The sequence below is a fragment of the Ruegeria sp. YKSF57 genome (genome assembly GCF_059612585.1).
On record NZ_JBXWQW010000009.1, the window covers coordinates 22234 to 38742 of the forward strand.

Genomic DNA, 16509 nt, shown 5'->3' on the forward strand with positions numbered 1-16509 from the left:
GACAGTCGCGCCTTCTGTAAGCTTCGCCGCATGCCAAAGATCTGCGTCGATACCAAATTTGGCCGTCTCTCGGTCGAGGAGCAGAATGGCGTCATCGTGCGCCTTCGGTGGGCGAATGAAGAGGAGGCTCCGGATTCCTCTCTATTGATGGAGGCCGCGGCTCAACTCCGTGCCTATGACGACGGAAAGCTGACCCGTTTCGACCTGCCGCTTCAAGTGAATGGATCAGAGTTCCAGAAGCGCGTCTGCGATGCAATGTTTTCGATCCCATTCGGTGAGACCAGAACCTATGGCGATATCGCCCAGGAAATGGGTCATCCGGCGCAAGCTGTGGGGCAGGCCTGCGGCGGCAATCCAATTCCGGTTATCATACCTTGTCACCGTGTTTTGTCGGCAACTGGGCTAGGAGGGTTTTCGGGGGCTGGCGGCGTCGAAACCAAGGTTGCGCTGCTGCGTCATGAGAGTGCCGCCGGTTTGCTGATCTGAATTTTGCAAAAGCTGTTGCATTCCGCCGGTTTGCAGCACACTTTTATTTGACGACCGGAACTCAAGGACCCATTCAATGACAGTCGCCCAAGATCGCGCCACCAAAAAGAAGGCAATTATCGATCGCCTCATGTCGCTGGAAGCAGAAGAACTCGCCACAGCCAAAGCACATCACGATGCGTTCATGAAGGAGTCTCAACTGGATGACCGGGAAGGGCACGACAAGGATGATATCGCGGCCTCGCGCGGAAACGCCGATTTGGCTGCAGCCTTTGACGCCCCGGTTCATGCGCATCACGCAAAGATTGACGCACTGGAAAACACCGATTTCGGATTGACGGATACCGTCGCGCCGGGTGCGGTCGTGAAATTCGACAACCGCAATTTCGTGGTGTCGGTTTCGACGACCCGTTTCGATGTCGAAGGCGAAACCTATATGGGCATCTCAACGCAGAGCCCGATATATCTGGCGATGGCCGGTCTTCAGGCGGGCGAGGTTTTTACTCACAATGGTCAGGAATACGAAGTCGAAGACGTCCTCTGAAACCACTTGACGCCTTGCCAAGGAATATCTTTGCGCACCTTAGTCGTGAAGCTCCACAGCATTTCTCTGAGGGATGATTTGCTGGGCGATTCCTGCGCCCAGCAAGTATAGGCTGGTTAGAACAAGCCCCCAATGTGCCCAGCTTTGCGGGTCGAAATCCACCCAGGCAGCCCAACCGGCGAAGAAGGTCCAGGCAAAGGCCATCGGCAATGACACGTTGCGCCACCGGGCAGTTCGCACCGGGTGAATGAATTTTAGCGGTAGAAACATCGCGATAGACAGTAGGGTTACCAAGGCCAGACTGACATAAAAATTCGGTTCCAGTGCAAAGATCACGATCACCACCATGTTCCAGCAGCCTGGGAAACCGGAGAAGGAATTATCCTTTGTCTTCATCCTTGTGTCCGCGAAGTACATCGCGCTGGCAAATGTGATCACTATGATGGCAAACCAGCCGGTCCACCCGTCCATAAGGCCGGACTGGAAAAGCGCAAAGGCGGGAATGAACACGTAGGTGAGGTAGTCGATGATAAGATCCAGCAATACACCGTCGAATTCCGGGGCGTACTTCTTGACGTGATAGTGGCGGGCAAGTGGTCCGTCCATGCCGTCCACGATGAACGACACCACCAGCCAAAGGTACATCAAACTCCATTTCTCTTGCGCTGCGGCCAGCATGGCCAGCATGGCAAAAACAGCTCCCGTCGCGGTCAGGAGGTGGACGAAAAGGGCTTTGAATCTGAGTGTCATAGTCCGGTTCATGAACCAAGCGGCCCAGATATGCAAAGTAAAAGTCAGAGCTGCCGGCTTTGTCTTCAACCCTGACTGTTTTCTGCTTCAGTTTGATATGCGAACCTCTTCCAACGGATAGGCCAAAGCATCCTGCGCTTCCCAACTCACATGGCAATCGTGACAGAAAGACTGTTTGAACTTCATCGGCTTGCCGTTCGGCTGAACCGCTGAATAGACCCAACCATCGGTCTCGGGCGCTTCGTCCGAGGCAACCTTAGTCATCACGAAAAGTGGTCCGACCTTGGCTTGCTTGTTTTTCTTGTCGATGGAAATGCTCTCTTTGGCCAGAACGGACCCAATCGGCATTTCAACGCCTTCTTCGGCGAATTTCAGGTATTCCTCGGCAGCGATCGGGTTGGCAAATGTCAACAGCAACCGGTTGCCGTGTGGGCCGGCGACCGCAGGCCGGGTTCCGCTAACAGTCCAGTTGCGATAGTTCATCGCCAGCCGATCGCCTTCTTTTGCGTAGCTCTCCACCATCTTGTCTTTGATGCAGTCGTAGATAGTTCCGATATCTGTTTCGGTTAATTCAAACGGGTCTTCAGTCGGAATCGCGCATTCCTGAGCCGATACTGCGGTGACGCCGAACGTGCAGGCGATTGCTGCGGTGACCGTGAAAAGATGTCTTGTCATGGCTGTTCTCCCTTCAGTTGTCGAGGTGACTATCAGGTTCGCACAAAACAGACTTACTTATTCAGCACTTCCGTACACTTCAAAACACGAATCTGTGACAGAATGTGAGGACTTACGCTTTTGGGTGGGTGCGATTGTAGACTTCCATCAGACGCGCAGTGTCAACGGCAGTATAAGTCTGTGTTGTGGATAACGAGGCGTGTCCCAGCAATTCCTGGATGGCCCGCAAATCGCCTCCGGCGGCCAAGAGATGTGTCGCAAAACTGTGCCGAAGCGCATGCGGTGTGGCAGTTGCCGGAAGGCCAAGCTGCATTCTGGCCTTTGCCATCACCCCCTGGATTGTGCGAGGGTTCAATGCGCCGCCCCGGACGCCCCTGAACAGGGGCGCAGATGGTTCCTTGGGATAGGGGCAAAGGCGAACATAGGTGTCGATGGCGACACGGGCAGCTGGAATCACAGGTACAACACGTTCTTTCCCGCCTTTGCCGGTGATCCGAAGCGTATCCGGCAAGGGTGCGTCCATTCCCTTCAAAGACAAAGCTTCGGAGATCCTAAGGCCACACCCATAGAGCAAAGTGACAACCGCCACATCGCGGGCCGCTATCCAATCCTTTTCGGACTGCAGTTCGACAGTGTCGATAATGGCGCGAGCGGCGTCTTCAGCAAGCGGGCGGGGAAGCTTTTTGGTGAATTTGGGTGCGCGTGTGGATAGAACGGCGCTGGGTTCAAACCCTTCGCGCTCTGCCAGCCAGCGATAGAATGTCTTGACTGCAGACAGTTTGCGCGCAAGCGACCGGGCACCGACGCCTTCACTCCGTTGGTGCGCCATCCATGCACGCATGTCCGAGACTAATATCCTTGCGATGGGTGCCAGCCCTTCGGATTGCCCATGGTGCAATGTCATGAAGGACAGGAAATCAACCACATCTCCGCGATAGGCAATCAGGGTGTTTTCGGAATGTCCGGCCAGGGCTTTCTGGTTCTCCAGCCAGCGCTGAAGTGCGTCTCGGCAGGCTGGAGATATCAGGCTCACGACAGCCAGTGGCGCATCGAGCGTTCGAATACGCTGGCAAAAAATGACAGGAGATCGGTGCCAAGCTGCGGAGTGAAATGGCGGGGATCGGTGGAACCCATCACGATCATACCAGGAAGACGTCCGGTTCCCAGATCAAGCTTGAGGCACGCTTCGGATTTCAGTCGCATGGTCTGATCTCCAAAGATCTTCTGTGCAGAAGATGTTATCGGACGCAGTGTTACCGGTCGGGTTGCGCGCCGCGCATTACCACCGAGATAGGTATCGACAAAACCCGGCTCGACTACTTTCAATGCGTCGCCAAGCCGCGAAAGAACCGGATCGGTTCCATCAAGAGTGGACTCGAGGACAAGTGTGACGATGTCTACCCGCAGGATGTCAGCTATGTCACCCCCAAGGGTCCCAAGGAACTCTTCGAAATCGGATGGTTCCAGCAGCCGAAGAATGGCGCGATGCACCAGATTGGTTCCTGCGAGGTTTTCATAAGCGGCAGCAATGACAGAGCGGTGCGTGTCTTCCAACCGGTCGAGGCGGGCTTCCAGACGCTCCATTGCTATGGACCGCAAGTCTATGATGTTCTCGCCCATGGCGCGTTCATTGGCCGCAACCAGTGCTTGCATCAGATCCTTGTCGTCCAGAACAACGTCGGGTTTCGCTAGGATCGCGGCGCGCAGATTGTCTTCGAGTTTCGCTTCTCTGCTCATGATTTGTCCGTGTTTTTGTGTTGATGCGGTTTATAGCACGGCCTTTCGGCTTTGCTTAGGAAAAATCGAGGCAAAACCGTGAAATCGAAATCGCCCTGTGGTTGAAATGCAGCCAAGGCGTGCTGCTTCCTGCTAAGTCGCGACCAAAAGAGGTTTCCGGTGGAAAGCTTGGGGGCATGTGAGGGCATGGTTGGCATGGCCGCGCACAAGACACGCTGCCAGACTCGATAGTCGCTTGCGCCGTGTAATCCGGTGTTAAGGGAATGTGTAAAAACCGGGGTTCCGCTTCACGAGCGGAAGTATCAAAGGATTTTCTGCCCAGTCTTAGCCCAGTCCGCCAAAAAGGTTTCAAGCCCTTTGTCGGTCAGCGGATGATCAGCCAACTTTTTGATCACGGCGGGCGGCGCGGTTATGACGTCGGCCCCGATCCGGGCGCTTTCAGTGACATGGTTCACGGTGCGGATCGAAGCGGCAAGGATCTCTGTCTCAAAGCCGTAGTTGTCATAGACGTGGCGGATGTCAGCAATCAGATCCATGCCATCAAGGTTGATGTCGTCAAGGCGACCGATGAAGGGTGAGATAAAGGTGGCACCCGCCTTTGCGGCGAGAATCGCCTGATTCACCGAGAAACACAGGGTGACGTTGACCATCTGCCCTTCGTCAGTCAGCGTTTTACAGGTTTTCAACCCGTCCCAGGTCAGCGGCACTTTGACTGCAATGTTCGGCGCGATGTTGGCCAGCTTGCGGCCTTCGGCAATCATGTCTTCTGCTTTTGTCGCAACAACTTCGGCCGACACCGGGCCATCAACGAGATCACAGATCTCCTGGGTTACTTCCAGAATGTCACGTCCCGATTTCAGGATCAGCGACGGGTTGGTGGTCACGCCGTCCACCATGCCCAGATCGTTCAGTTCCGCGATGGCATCGATCTCGGCGGTGTCTACAAAGAATTTCATGGGGCAGTCCTTTGATGGGTTGGCCTCTGTCGCGCTTGCCTTTACCTCAAAGGAACACCTGCCGAAACCCCTGTCGGAGAAAGGAAACACTTGAGGGCACCAGAATACTTTGGCCAAGGCGAGTTGGTGGCGGTTCTGACCACGCAGCCTCTTGATCGTACGCTGGACTACAAGGCGCCCGAAGGTGGCTGCTTTCCGGGTGCGTTCGTCGAAGTTCCATTGGGTCCGCGCAAGGTGCTGGGCGTGGTCTGGGGGGCGGGCAGAGGCGATTTCGATCGCTCCAAGATACGCTCGGTGATCCGGGTTCTGGATGTGGCGCCGATGCGCGAAGAGATGCGCCTGTTTCTGGCGCGCGCCGCAGATTACACACTGACGCCGATGCCCGCGATGCTGCGGCTGGCCACGCGTGCGCCCGGTCTCGCGGATCCGCCATCCATGCGCAAGATCTATCGGTCAGGCAATGTCGAACCGGATCGGTTGACAGACGCGCGCAGGCGGGTTTTGGAGGTTTTGCGCGACTACGGTGGCCTCGCCTTTACGTTGAGGGAATTGGCAGAGATGGCCGGGGTGACATCTTCGGTTGTCAAAGGGCTGGTCAAACAGGGGGCAGTGCGCGAGGAGGACAGTCCTCGAGATTTGCCTTACCCGATGCTCGATCCAGATAAACCGGGCAAGGTGCTGACGGAAGACCAGACTTTCGCAGCACGGACATTGCAACGAGCAATTCTGACGGGCGATTACGGTACGACGTTACTGAAGGGTGTGACCGGGTCGGGCAAGACCGAAGTGTATCTTGAGGCCGTGGCCGAGTCGGTCCGACTAGGAAGACAGGCGTTGGTACTGTTGCCCGAGATCGCCTTGACCGCCGAGTTCCTTACCCGCGTCGAAGCGCGCTTTGGGACCCGCCCGGCGGAATGGCATTCCGGCGTGACACTGACAGAACGCCGCCGTGTCTGGCGTATGGTCGGTCAGGGCGATGCGCAACTCGTTGTGGGTGCGCGCTCGGCGCTGTTTCTACCTTTTCGCGATCTTGGGCTAGTCGTGGTCGATGAAGAACACGACACATCGTACAAGCAAGAGGACGGAGTACTCTACAATGCGCGTGACATGGCCGTTCTGCGCGCTGCAATCTGCGGGGCGCGGGTGGTGCTGGCCAGCGCGACTCCCTCTTTGGAAAGTTGGGCAAACGCTCAAGCAGGCAAGTATGATCGGCTGGACCTGACAGCGCGCTTTGGCGAGGCGGTCCTGCCCGAGATGAAATCTTTGGATATGCGGGACGAACGGCTGCAGCCGGGGACGTGGATTTCACCGTCGCTCAGGCAAGCGGTCATCAGACGGATCGAAAAGGGTGAACAGTCACTTTTGTTTATCAACCGGCGCGGTTACGCACCCGTTACTTTGTGCCGCGCTTGTGGCAATCAGATAGGATGTGATCATTGCGATGCGCGTATGGTCGAGCATCGCTTTCTCAAACGCCTGATGTGCCATCAATGCGGCGAAACCAAGCCGATGCCCGATGTCTGTCCTTCTTGCGGGGTGGACGGCAAGCTGGCACCGGTCGGGCCGGGAATAGAACGGTTGGCAGAAGAAGCCGCGGCGGCATTCCCCGATGCCCGGATCGCATTGCTGAGCTCCGATTTGTTCGGGTCCGCACGCGCGCTGAAGGAAAAGATCGAACAGATTGCCGAAGGGAACGCCGATATCATTATTGGTACGCAACTTGTGGCAAAAGGGCACAACTTTCCGAAATTGACACTTGTAGGCGTCATCGACGCTGATCTTGGCCTGCAGGGGTCTGACCTGAGAGCAGCGGAGAGGACCTTTCAATTGATGCGACAGGTCGCAGGTAGGGCCGGGCGGGCAGACAGGCCGGGCCAGGCACTGTTGCAGACCTTTCAACCCGAACACCCGGTGATCCGGGCAATTCTGGCGGGCGACGAAGAGGTATTCTGGAAGGCCGAGGCTGCAGGGCGACAGGCGGCGGGCGTACCGCCCTATGGGCGGATGGCGGGGATCATTCTGTCAGGTTCCGAGATTGGCCCGGTCTTCGATCTTGGAAATGATTTGGCCCGCAACGACTTTGCCATACGTCAGATCGGCGCTCAGGTCTTTGGCCCTGCACCCGCCCCGATTGCACGCATCAGGGGACGGCACAGGGTGAGATTGTTGGTCAAGGCCCCCAAAGGCGCATCGTTACAAGACGCAATTGCCAAATGGATTGCTCCGATACGGCTCAAGGGAGATATGCGGTTGGCAGTCGATATTGACCCGCAAAGTTTCTATTGACGATCAGATCGGCACCGTCCCGGATTTCTGATCGACAAGCATGTCGGTCGCCATGGCCCCGACCCACATGCAGAACAAGGCCAGCCATGCGGTTCCGGCAAAGATCGATCCCCCGGTAACGCCCGCACCGATGGCGCAGCCCCCGGCCAGCATTCCGCCAAAGCCCATCAAGGCGGCGCCGATCATCGCCTTGCGCATGGTCAAAGCGTCATCAAATGCCTGAAACCGCATTTCGCCAGCCAGCCATGCGGCCAGCATTGCACCGATGAAAACGCCAGGAACCAGGCCAACGTCGAATTCCAGGACCGCATCGCGTTCAAGAAAAAACATCAGCGTATGCGCCGAAGGTCCGGTGAATGTCGCACTTTCGATTTGCACGGGTTCAAATGCAACTTGCGCAAGCGAGTAGGTCAGTACCCAGCCCAGAGCCACTGAAAACCCTACTCCCGACGCAAAGATCAACCGGGACACACCGATCTTTTGCCGGATCGATAGCGCCAATGCGACAAGTGCAATTGCCGCACCTAACATCAATCCACCGTATTGCGGTAACCCCAGCGCGGTCAGCATGTCCATATTGCGACCGCCGTCAGTGATCCACAAACTGGCCAGCTGATCGCGGAGCGGGGAAAGTATGCCGGTCAGGGTCATTTGGGCGACAACCGCAAAGATCAGCCCTGAAACCACTGAACGCAAATTTCCTGTTGCGGCCAGAACCAGCAAACGACCCGAGCACCCACGAGCCAAAACCATCCCGGCGCCAAACAAAAGCCCGCCTATGATCGCTCCGGACCAACTGCCGGGAACGGCCATCATGCGCGCGTCGGCCGACTCCATCAAACCCAGTAATTGTGCGGATTGGACCCAGACGACCGCCGTCGAAAATGTAAGGAACCAGACTGCAATCTTGTCCTCAATCCGTCCTCTGGCGAATTCGACTGTTGCGGCTCGCAGGCAGAATCGCGAACGCTGCGCTGCGACACCAAAAGTTATTCCGGTAATCAGACCGAACAGAGCGGCGGTTGGGGCTTCGCCGATCCGCTCGACGACGCTGACAAGGTCCATGGCAAACTCCATCGCATGCTTGGATGAGAACTAAGTAGATATTCAATTCTCTGCATTGATGCAGATCAGATGTGCGCAACCAGGTTTTCTCTCGCCAAGGTGACATATTGGGCGTAGAGGACATCTCATGCTGCAACCCGTCCCCTTGTCAGATGCGCGCGATCTGCCTTTCTGGCGCCGCCCGGTCACCTTGTTGTTTGTCATGGCCATGACCATGCCGATCGCGTTTAACGCGTGGAGCGCACTGCTGAACAATTTTGTCATTGAGGCGGCGAATTTTGATGGTGCCGACATCGGGTTGTTGCACACGGTGCGTGAAATCCCGGGTTTTCTGGCCATCGGGGTAATCGCTGTGATCATGGTGATCCGCGAACAGGTGCTGGCGATGATCTCGCTTGTGCTTTTGGGTGCTGCAACTGCGGTGACGGCATGGTTCCCAAGCCTGGGAGGATTGCTGTTCGTAACGCTCTTCAGTTCGATCGGCTTTCACTATTACGAAACGGTCAACCAGTCGCTGCAACTGCAATGGTTGCCCAAAGACCGAGCTCCGCAGGTTTTGGGATGGCTGGTGGCGACAGGCTCCACCGCAACTTTGATCGTGTATGGCCTGATCGTTCTGACCTGGAATCGTTTCGATTTGTCCTACAATACGGTTTTCATGGCCGCGGGCGGGATGACCGCGATTATGGCGCTATTTTGTCTTGTGGCGTTTCCACAGTTCGACTCCCCCACTCCACAAACAAAAAAGCTGATACTACGCCGTCGGTACTGGCTGTACTACGCGTTGCAGTTCATGGCTGGAGCGCGGCGGCAGATATTCATCGTGTTCGCCGGGTTCATGATGGTCGAAAAATTCGGTTTCGACGTACATGAACTGACCGGGCTGTACCTAATCAACCTGCTGATCAATATCTCCGTCGCTCCGATGCTGGGAAAGGCTGTAGCGTTGTTCGGCGAACGCCGAACCTTGATTTTTGAATACCTGGGTTTGGCAACGGTCTTTGCAGCTTACGGCGGTATCTATTGGTTCGGCTGGGGTGTGGTTCTGGCTGCCGTCCTTTACGTGATCGACCATGTTTTGTTCGCTCTGGCGTTGGCGCTCAAGACCTACTTTCAGAAAATTGCCGACCCCGCCGATATAGCGCCAACTGCCGCAGTTGCCTTTACCATCAACCACATCGCAGCGGTGTTCCTGCCCGCGCTTCTGGGTCTTTTGTGGGTGGTGTCTCCGGGTGCGGTATTCGGATTGGCCGCTTTGATGGCGCTCGTATCGCTTGGCCTGTCGCTGTTGATCCCACGCCATCCCGAACCAGGTAACGAGACGGTTCTCTCAAAATATGCTCCGGCTCCGGCGGAGTGAGGCCTGATGTCTGACAAAAGGCGGTTCCTGAGCGGATCGACGTTGGGGCATGTGGCGCGCATGACTCTGGCAGGTGCCGCCGGGATCACATTTGTCTTTCTGGTAGATGCGGCCAATCTGTTTTGGATTTCCAAACTCGACCAGCCTCGTTTGATGGCCGCGATCGGCTTTGCTTTCGCAATCCAGTTTCTGTCAGTCAGCGTTGGTATCGGATTGATGATTGCGGCCACCGCGCTGATTTCGCGCCGGATCGGGCAGGGTCGGCGCGGGCTGGCGCGGCGTCAAGCTACCAGCACGATGGCCTTGGCATTCTTGATCCAGAGTGTCACAGGGTTCGGTATTCTGTTGTTCCGCCACCAGATCGTTGCCATGTCCGGGGCCGAAGGCGAAACAGCCGCACTGGCAGCGCGTTATCTGGCAATGACCGTGCCGTCTTTAGGCATCATGGCCGCGGGGATGATCGCCAATGGTGCGTTGCGGGCAGAGGGTGATGCCGTGCGTTCGATGTCTGTCACTCTGGCGTCCGGCGGCGTTGCGATGATCATCGACCCCATTCTGATCTATGGTCTGGGGTTGGGGTTGGATGGCGCTGCCGCCGGAGTGGTTCTGTTCCGGTTCGTAATGCTCGGCATGGCGCTCTATTTTGCGACCATTTCGAACGATCTTCTGGCACGTTTCAGGTGGCGTGATTGCCTAGGCACAACCCGCCCCTACCTTCTGATCGCCATACCTGCAATCCTGACCCAACTGGCGGCGCCGACCGGCAACTACATACTGACGTCGGTCATGGCCCAGTTCGGCGACCAGGCCATGGCCGGGTGGGCAGTTGTGGGTCGGCTTACGGTGGTCGCTTTCGGCGGCATCTTTTCTCTGGCAGGCGCGATCGGTGGCATCTTTGGTCAGAATTATGGGGCACGGTACTATGACCGGGTCTGCAGTACCTATCGCGATTCGATCCTGTTCGGTCTGGGGTATACGCTGGTGATGTGGGTTGTTTTGATTTCGGCAAGTCCGGTCATTGCCAGATGGTTTGAACTGCCTGCGGCTGCGCAGGGTGTTCTTCAGGCTTTCACCCATGTGGGAGCAGGTGGTTTCGTATTTGCTTCGATGTTGTTCGTCTCGAATGCGGCGTTCAACGCCCTGGGGCGACCCAGACGTGCAACTCTGACGAACTGGACAAGGGATATGGTGCTGACCTTGCCAGCCGCCCTTTGGCTGGCTTCGATCTATGGCTCGTCAGGGGTCATTTACGCACAGGCTTTGTGCAGTTTCTTGGTGGGAATCGGTGCTGCTGCATGGGGGTGGAGATTCACAGTGTCGCTGGGTCGGGAAAAATTGCCAAACCTTGACCTCGAACCACCACGGTCTTACGCGCATGCAGACAGATTCAGGAGACGCTGATGCCCACATATACCGCATTGACCACATTGATCGGCAAAACCGCAGCCGAAGAGCTTGGCGTGGCGATGGAGCGGCTGCAGCCCGAACCGACCGGTGTCGGTGTGTTCGAAGTCGAGGATGGATCGGGGCTTTGGGAGATTGGCGGGTATTTTACCGAAGAGCCAGATGTTGCTGCCTTGGCGCTTCTATCGGCTGCGTTCGGGGCAAATCCCTTTGTTGTTTCAGAGCTTCCCGAAACTGACTGGGTTGCACATGTCCGCCGGGAACTTGCCCCGGTCGAGGCAGGGCGGTTCTTTGTCTACGGCAGCCATGATGCCGACAAGGTGCCGGACGGCAGCATTCCGCTGTTGATCGAGGCGGCAATGGCCTTTGGAACCGGTCATCACGGAACAACCCTCGGTTGCTTGCGGGCGCTGGATCGCTTGGTCGAAAACGGCTTTGAAGCGTCAAAGGTCGCAGACATCGGATGCGGGACCGCTGTTCTGGCTATGGCCGCGGCACGTGTTTGGTCCGGAGATTTTCTTGCCAGCGATATTGATGAAGTCGCGGTTGATGTGGCCAAGGCGAATCTTCGCGCGAACGGGATGGAGGGAAGTGTTCGGTGCCTTGAGGCGGCCGGGTTTGACCATCCGGAACTCAAGGCAGTGGGGCCTTATGAGTTGATTTTTGCCAATATCCTCAAAGGTCCTCTAGTCGCGTTGGCGCCTGATCTTGTGGAGAACCTTCAGCCAGGAGGATACGCCATATTATCGGGTATTTTGAATGAACAGGCACAAGATGTGGCGTCCGTCTATATCGAAAATGGAACCAATTTAGTGGAAAAAGAAGAAATTGGTGAGTGGACGACGCTCACTTTAACAAAAAATGGCGCAAAGTAGGCCTGTTTGCGGGGTTTTTTCGGTTTTCGCCATGCTTTCGGCGCATTTCGCGCCTAGCCTGACCTCTTAGAGGACAGGAGGGCGAAGTCCCGGAGGCTGCAATGGTTGATAAACCAATGGAGTTCGATCAACGAGTAAGGCGCTTGAATAAAAAGCACCAAGCCATGTCGCGCGGCTATTTTGCGAGAATGCGCTCGGATGGTTTGATTGTAATGAAACCGCACAGAGTCCGCTCGGCGCTGCCGCTTCGAGTGCTGGTGATGTTCGGGGTCGCTTTTTTCGTGTTCAAGGCTTTTCTTTTGGCCGCCTTGGGGCACGCATCATACAGCGACCGGGTCGAGCGTCTGAGCGAAGGTACTTCGGTGGAGAAGGCTGGTGCGTGGGTGATGCAGGTCGAGCCCATCACCGAATTGATTGCAACTCAATTGGGGTCGATTTTGCGCTAAATTCAGCGACCAGTAATGAAAAACGCCGCGTCTGGGAGAATACGCGGCGTTTTCGTTTTGCCCCCGAGGGAGAAGAATGGGGCGGGATGTGAGCGGCAGGCTTAGCGCTTACCATTGGCAACAAGATCAATGTCGCCACGGCACATGCCGATATCTTCCAATTCACGATCCGACAGCCCGGAAAGTGCGTCACGGGTGACGCGGGCGTCATTCCATTCGACAAAGGTGTTGATGACCATTGCGAAAAGCTCGCAGATACGGCCAACGAGGCCGAACGAGCCAGTGGTGGTGCGGGTGGTGTCCAGTGCAGCCATATCCTGTTTCCTTCTATCTAGAATGAATCGTACGTTGTTTCGATCTGCCGGGCATCTAGTGAGGTAAGAGTGTATCCACAAGCGCGAAAAATGCATGTGTCCTATGCAGTTTCTGCAATGGTCTGATGCTGTGAAACAGCCTTGAAACATTGGTGAATTTCGCCCTTTCAGTGTGTCGAAACCAGACCGCAAAAAGTCGAATTTGAGCACCGAAGTCGTGAGTGTGGCATCAATGTCGTTTTTGTGCGTGAACGCAAACTTCTTGGAGAATGTTCTTGTTTCGTGCTAGTGGGGTAAAAAGGCATCAAAAAGCCGAGCGGGCCGAGGCGGAATATGCGAATTCTGGGGATTGATCCGGGGCTGCGTACCCTGGGATGGGGCGTCATCGAATCACATGGCAGTCGTCTTAGCCACGTAGCGAATGGGCTGTGTCATTCCGACGGTAATGATCTGGGTGAAAGGCTGTTGTCGCTTCATAATCAGATCGTCGAGGTGATTGCGGCCCATGCACCCGATCAGGCCGCCATCGAACAGACTTTCGTGAACAAGGATGGGGCCGGAACGCTGAAGTTGGGTCAGGCGCGAGGTGTGGCATTGCTCACCTTGGCCCAAGCGGGGTTGCCGGTCGGGGAATATGCGCCGAACCGGGTGAAAAAGACCGTCGTGGGCGTCGGGCATGCTGAAAAGGAACAGGTCTTGCACATGGTCAAACTGCAACTGCCCGGATGCCAGCCCAAAGGTGCGGATGCAGCGGATGCGCTGGCTATTGCGATTTGTCACGCCTATTACGGCAAGACGCAACCGGTGCGGTTGAAAAAGGTGCGGGGATGATTGGAAAATTGACGGGGCGGCTGGGTTATCGGGCTGCGGATCACATTTTGATCGACGTGCGCGGTGTCGGATACATTGTCTACTGCTCCGACCGGACCATGGCGGCGCTGCCCGGAGCGGGTGAAGCGGTCGCTCTTTATACCGATATGGTGGTGCGGGAAGACCTGATGCAGCTTTATGGTTTCATGTCCTTGGTCGAAAAGGAATGGCATCGTTTGTTGTGTTCGGTTCAAGGCGTCGGCGCCAAGGTCTCGCTCGCCATTCTCGGAGCCTTGGGGCCGGATGGCGTCAGCCGGGCAATCGCACTTGGAGATTGGGCATCGGTCAAGGCGGCCAAGGGTGTCGGTCCGAAGACGGCGCAAAGGATCGTCTTGGACCTGAAAGACAAGGCCCCAGGTGTAATGGCTATGGGCGGGACCGTTGTTGATGCGATGGACGGGCCCTTTGCTGAAGTAGTCGAGCCGACTATTGCCGAGCCTGCACCGGCAGGGAAAAAACTGCCAAAGCAGCCCGTTGGTGCCGCGGCAGCGACCGCTGGGGCATTGTCTGCCTTATCCAATCTCGGGTATGGACCGTCAGAAGCCGCCGCCGCCGTCGCTGAGGCTGCAGCGAACAATTCGGATGCAGGGGAGGCGGAACTGATCCGCGCTGCGCTGAAACTTCTGGCTCCGAAAGGGTGACTGATTGATGGTCGATGCTGATCCAACTCTTCGCCCAGAGCCTTTGCCCGAGGACAATGACCGCGCCCTTCGCCCGCAGGGATTGGATGAATTCATCGGTCAGGCCGAGGCGCGCGCCAATCTGCGCGTGTTCATTCAGTCCGCTCGCCAGCGGGGTGAGGCTATGGACCACACCCTGTTTCACGGCCCCCCAGGGCTGGGAAAGACGACACTAGCGCAGATCGTTGCGCGCGAATTGGGGGTGAATTTCCGCATGACCTCGGGGCCGGTTCTAGCCAAGGCGGGGGATCTGGCGGCAATCCTCACCAATCTGGAACAGCGCGACGTACTGTTCATTGACGAAATTCATCGCCTCAACCCGACGGTCGAAGAGGTGCTTTATCCCGCGATGGAGGACTTTGAACTCGATCTAGTGATCGGTGAAGGTCCAGCTGCGCGCACTGTGCGGATCGAGTTGCAGCCGTTTACACTGGTCGGGGCGACAACGCGGATGGGTTTGTTGACGACCCCCCTGCGCGACCGGTTCGGAATCCCCACGCGGCTGCAGTTTTACACGGTGGACGAGTTGCACGAAATCGTCACACGGAATGCCAGAAAACTGGGCGCACCTGCGGATCATGACGGCGCGCGCGAGATTGCTCGGCGGTCGCGCGGAACGCCCAGGATTGCTGGTCGCCTGCTGCGTCGCGTTGTGGATTTTGCCGTTGTCGAAGGCGACGGGCGGATCACTCGCGACCTGGCGGATGGGGCGTTGACCCGGCTTGGTGTGGATAATCTGGGTCTGGACGGAGCGGATCGAAGGTATCTCAAGCTGATAGCCGAGAATTATTCCGGCGGCCCGGTGGGTATTGAAACCCTATCAGCGGCGCTTTCGGAAAGCCGCGATTCGTTGGAAGAAGTGATCGAGCCATTCCTTTTGCAGCAAGGGCTGATCCAACGAACCCCGCGCGGGCGGATGTTGGCTCAAAAGGCCTGGGCGCATCTGGGGATGCCGATGCCAAAGCGGCAAAGCGACCTCTTTGGTTGAAGCATTGTGCCACAATGTATTATGCCTCCGGCGGGAGTAATTCCGAAAATAAGAAGTTGTACTTGTGACACCAGAAGACGTCGAAAACCTGTTCACGCGCGAAAGCGGTGAATTTCTGTTTGCCCGTTGGGGACGCCCGATCGTTCCGATCGTTTTTGGGATCGAGGCCCAGACCCTGTCGGTCGTAAAGGGTGCGTTCGAGGCTGTCGTGGCGTTGGCTGGTCACAAAATGGCCGAGACGGATCCGGAATTGGGTGCCAATTGCATGGTGTTCTTCTTCCGCGAGTGGGAAGAGTTGCTTGAAGTGCCGGATCTTGATCGGCTGATCCCCGATTTGAAACTGCTAATCGACCGGCTGGTTACGGCAGAGGCCAACCAATACCGGGTGTTTAGGTTCGAAGAAGACGGTGCAATCAAGGCTGCATTTGTATTTTTGCGTATGGACAAGAAATTGTCCGACATCCCTGCCGAAACACTTGCTTTGAACCAAGTGGTGCAGACGATTCTGTTGTGGTCCGACACAGCCTTTCGTGCGCAGTCCCCTCTGGCCATCGCGGGTGACGCAACGATCCTGAGGCCCGACGTTGCCGCGTTGATCCGGGCCGCTTATGATCCGGTCTTGCCGGGGGCGGCGCGGGACAGCTCCCATGCGCTGAGATTGTTTGCCCGCCTAGAGCAAACGCTATGACGCATGTCTTTCCTGTCCGGGTTTACTATGAAGATACCGACATGGGGGGCATTGTCTATCACGCCAACTATCTGCGGTTCATTGAACGGGCCCGCTCGGACTGGGTGCGTCAGTTGGGCAATGACCAGAATGCCATGCGGGATGCGGGCATTGTCTGGGTCGTGCGTCGGATCGAGGCTGACTATATTTCCACGGCGAAATTTGAGGATGAACTGGTTGTCGAGACCGAAATGATTTCGTTGTCCGGTGTCCGCTTGACCATGTCCCAATCGGTCAAGCGCGGCGAAACAGAGGTGTTCCGGGCCATGGTTACAGCGGTCTGCATGAATACGGCTGGAAAGCCCGTACGCCTACCGGCAGAGATTCGCGCATTGCTGTAACATTT

19 protein-coding genes are annotated in these 16509 nt (G+C 56.6%); 12 read left to right on the forward strand and 7 right to left on the reverse strand.

Translation table 11 applies throughout. From position 1 onward, the window contains the following. Positions 1-30 precede the first annotated feature (30 nt). A complete protein-coding gene (locus AC2FLX_RS05485) occupies positions 31-486 on the forward strand; it encodes a methylated-DNA--[protein]-cysteine S-methyltransferase (protein WP_480748023.1) in 456 nt (151 codons plus the stop codon). A gap of 76 nt (positions 487-562) precedes the next feature. Beyond that, entirely contained in the window at positions 563-1030 is a 468-nt protein-coding gene (locus tag AC2FLX_RS05490; RefSeq protein WP_496744991.1) for a hypothetical protein, read from the forward strand. Positions 1031-1069: 39 nt separating this feature from the next. On the opposite strand, the gene AC2FLX_RS05495 is transcribed toward AC2FLX_RS05490, so the two are convergent. The 5 genes from AC2FLX_RS05495 to fsa form a co-directional block, all read right to left on the reverse strand. Beyond that, positions 1070-1780 (reverse strand): CDP-alcohol phosphatidyltransferase family protein, encoded by a 711-nt coding sequence (locus tag AC2FLX_RS05495; RefSeq protein ID WP_480748021.1) that lies wholly within the window; start codon positions 1778-1780, stop codon positions 1070-1072. 87 nt (positions 1781-1867) lie between these two features. Continuing rightward, positions 1868-2455 (reverse strand): cytochrome P460 family protein, encoded by a 588-nt coding sequence (locus tag AC2FLX_RS05500; RefSeq protein ID WP_496745899.1) that lies wholly within the window; start codon positions 2453-2455, stop codon positions 1868-1870. A 112-nt stretch (positions 2456-2567) separates the two neighbouring features. Next, on the reverse strand, positions 2568-3488 hold the full coding sequence (locus tag AC2FLX_RS05505; RefSeq protein WP_496745897.1) for a tyrosine recombinase XerC: 921 nt from the start codon (positions 3486-3488) through the stop codon (positions 2568-2570). Further along, the gene (locus AC2FLX_RS05510) at positions 3485-4192 is read right to left on the reverse strand and encodes a DUF484 family protein (RefSeq protein ID WP_480748018.1); all 708 of its coding nucleotides are present in this window, start codon (positions 4190-4192) and stop codon (positions 3485-3487) included. The genes AC2FLX_RS05505 and AC2FLX_RS05510 overlap by 4 nt, the downstream gene beginning before the upstream one ends. A gap of 302 nt (positions 4193-4494) precedes the next feature. Beyond that, positions 4495-5148, reverse strand: coding sequence for a fructose-6-phosphate aldolase (gene fsa, locus AC2FLX_RS05515; RefSeq protein ID WP_480748017.1), 654 nt, complete (start codon positions 5146-5148; stop codon positions 4495-4497). Positions 5149-5238: 90 nt separating this feature from the next. On the opposite strand from fsa, the gene AC2FLX_RS05520 reads away from it, so the two are divergent. Next, positions 5239-7434, forward strand: coding sequence for a primosomal protein N' (locus tag AC2FLX_RS05520; protein WP_496810260.1), 2196 nt, complete (start codon positions 5239-5241; stop codon positions 7432-7434). Positions 7435-7437: 3 nt separating this feature from the next. Here the strand turns inward: AC2FLX_RS05520 and AC2FLX_RS05525 are convergent, their stop codons facing one another. Beyond that, positions 7438-8499, reverse strand: a complete 1062-nt coding sequence (locus AC2FLX_RS05525) for a YeeE/YedE family protein (protein ID WP_496745892.1) — start codon at positions 8497-8499, stop codon at positions 7438-7440. Between the two features lie 127 nt (positions 8500-8626). Here AC2FLX_RS05525 and AC2FLX_RS05530 point away from each other — a divergent pair, with 127 nt between their 5' ends. From AC2FLX_RS05530 to AC2FLX_RS05545, 4 genes are all read left to right on the forward strand, one after another. After that, the gene (locus tag AC2FLX_RS05530) at positions 8627-9859 is read left to right on the forward strand and encodes an MFS transporter (RefSeq protein WP_480748014.1); all 1233 of its coding nucleotides are present in this window, start codon (positions 8627-8629) and stop codon (positions 9857-9859) included. A 6-nt stretch (positions 9860-9865) separates the two neighbouring features. Further along, the gene (locus tag AC2FLX_RS05535; RefSeq protein WP_496810259.1) at positions 9866-11260 is read left to right on the forward strand and encodes an MATE family efflux transporter; all 1395 of its coding nucleotides are present in this window, start codon (positions 9866-9868) and stop codon (positions 11258-11260) included. Continuing rightward, positions 11260-12138: a 50S ribosomal protein L11 methyltransferase gene (locus AC2FLX_RS05540; protein WP_496745886.1), complete on the forward strand. Its 879-nt coding sequence runs from the start codon at positions 11260-11262 to the stop codon at positions 12136-12138. Before AC2FLX_RS05535 ends, AC2FLX_RS05540 begins: the two co-directional genes overlap by 1 nt. Positions 12139-12239: 101 nt before the next feature. After that, positions 12240-12584: a hypothetical protein gene (locus tag AC2FLX_RS05545; protein ID WP_480748011.1), complete on the forward strand. Its 345-nt coding sequence runs from the start codon at positions 12240-12242 to the stop codon at positions 12582-12584. Between the two features lie 101 nt (positions 12585-12685). Here the strand turns inward: AC2FLX_RS05545 and AC2FLX_RS05550 are convergent, their stop codons facing one another. Continuing rightward, positions 12686-12898: a DUF1127 domain-containing protein gene (locus AC2FLX_RS05550; protein WP_496810258.1), complete on the reverse strand. Its 213-nt coding sequence runs from the start codon at positions 12896-12898 to the stop codon at positions 12686-12688. Positions 12899-13231: 333 nt separating this feature from the next. Between AC2FLX_RS05550 and ruvC the strand changes: the two genes are divergently transcribed. The 5 genes from ruvC (at position 13232) to ybgC (ending at position 16504) form a co-directional block, all read left to right on the forward strand. Then, positions 13232-13729, forward strand: a complete 498-nt coding sequence (ruvC, locus tag AC2FLX_RS05555; RefSeq protein ID WP_496810257.1) for a crossover junction endodeoxyribonuclease RuvC — start codon at positions 13232-13234, stop codon at positions 13727-13729. Then, a complete protein-coding gene (gene ruvA / locus AC2FLX_RS05560; protein WP_480748008.1) occupies positions 13726-14409 on the forward strand; it encodes a Holliday junction branch migration protein RuvA in 684 nt (227 codons plus the stop codon). Before ruvC ends, ruvA begins: the two co-directional genes overlap by 4 nt. A 7-nt stretch (positions 14410-14416) precedes the next feature. After that, positions 14417-15436, forward strand: a complete 1020-nt coding sequence (gene ruvB / locus AC2FLX_RS05565) for a Holliday junction branch migration DNA helicase RuvB (protein ID WP_480748007.1) — start codon at positions 14417-14419, stop codon at positions 15434-15436. A 64-nt stretch (positions 15437-15500) separates the two neighbouring features. Then, positions 15501-16124: a hypothetical protein gene (locus AC2FLX_RS05570; RefSeq protein ID WP_496810256.1), complete on the forward strand. Its 624-nt coding sequence runs from the start codon at positions 15501-15503 to the stop codon at positions 16122-16124. Beyond that, a complete protein-coding gene (gene ybgC, locus AC2FLX_RS05575) occupies positions 16121-16504 on the forward strand; it encodes a tol-pal system-associated acyl-CoA thioesterase (RefSeq protein WP_480748005.1) in 384 nt (127 codons plus the stop codon). The genes AC2FLX_RS05570 and ybgC overlap by 4 nt, the downstream gene beginning before the upstream one ends. Positions 16505-16509: the final 5 nt, after the last annotated feature.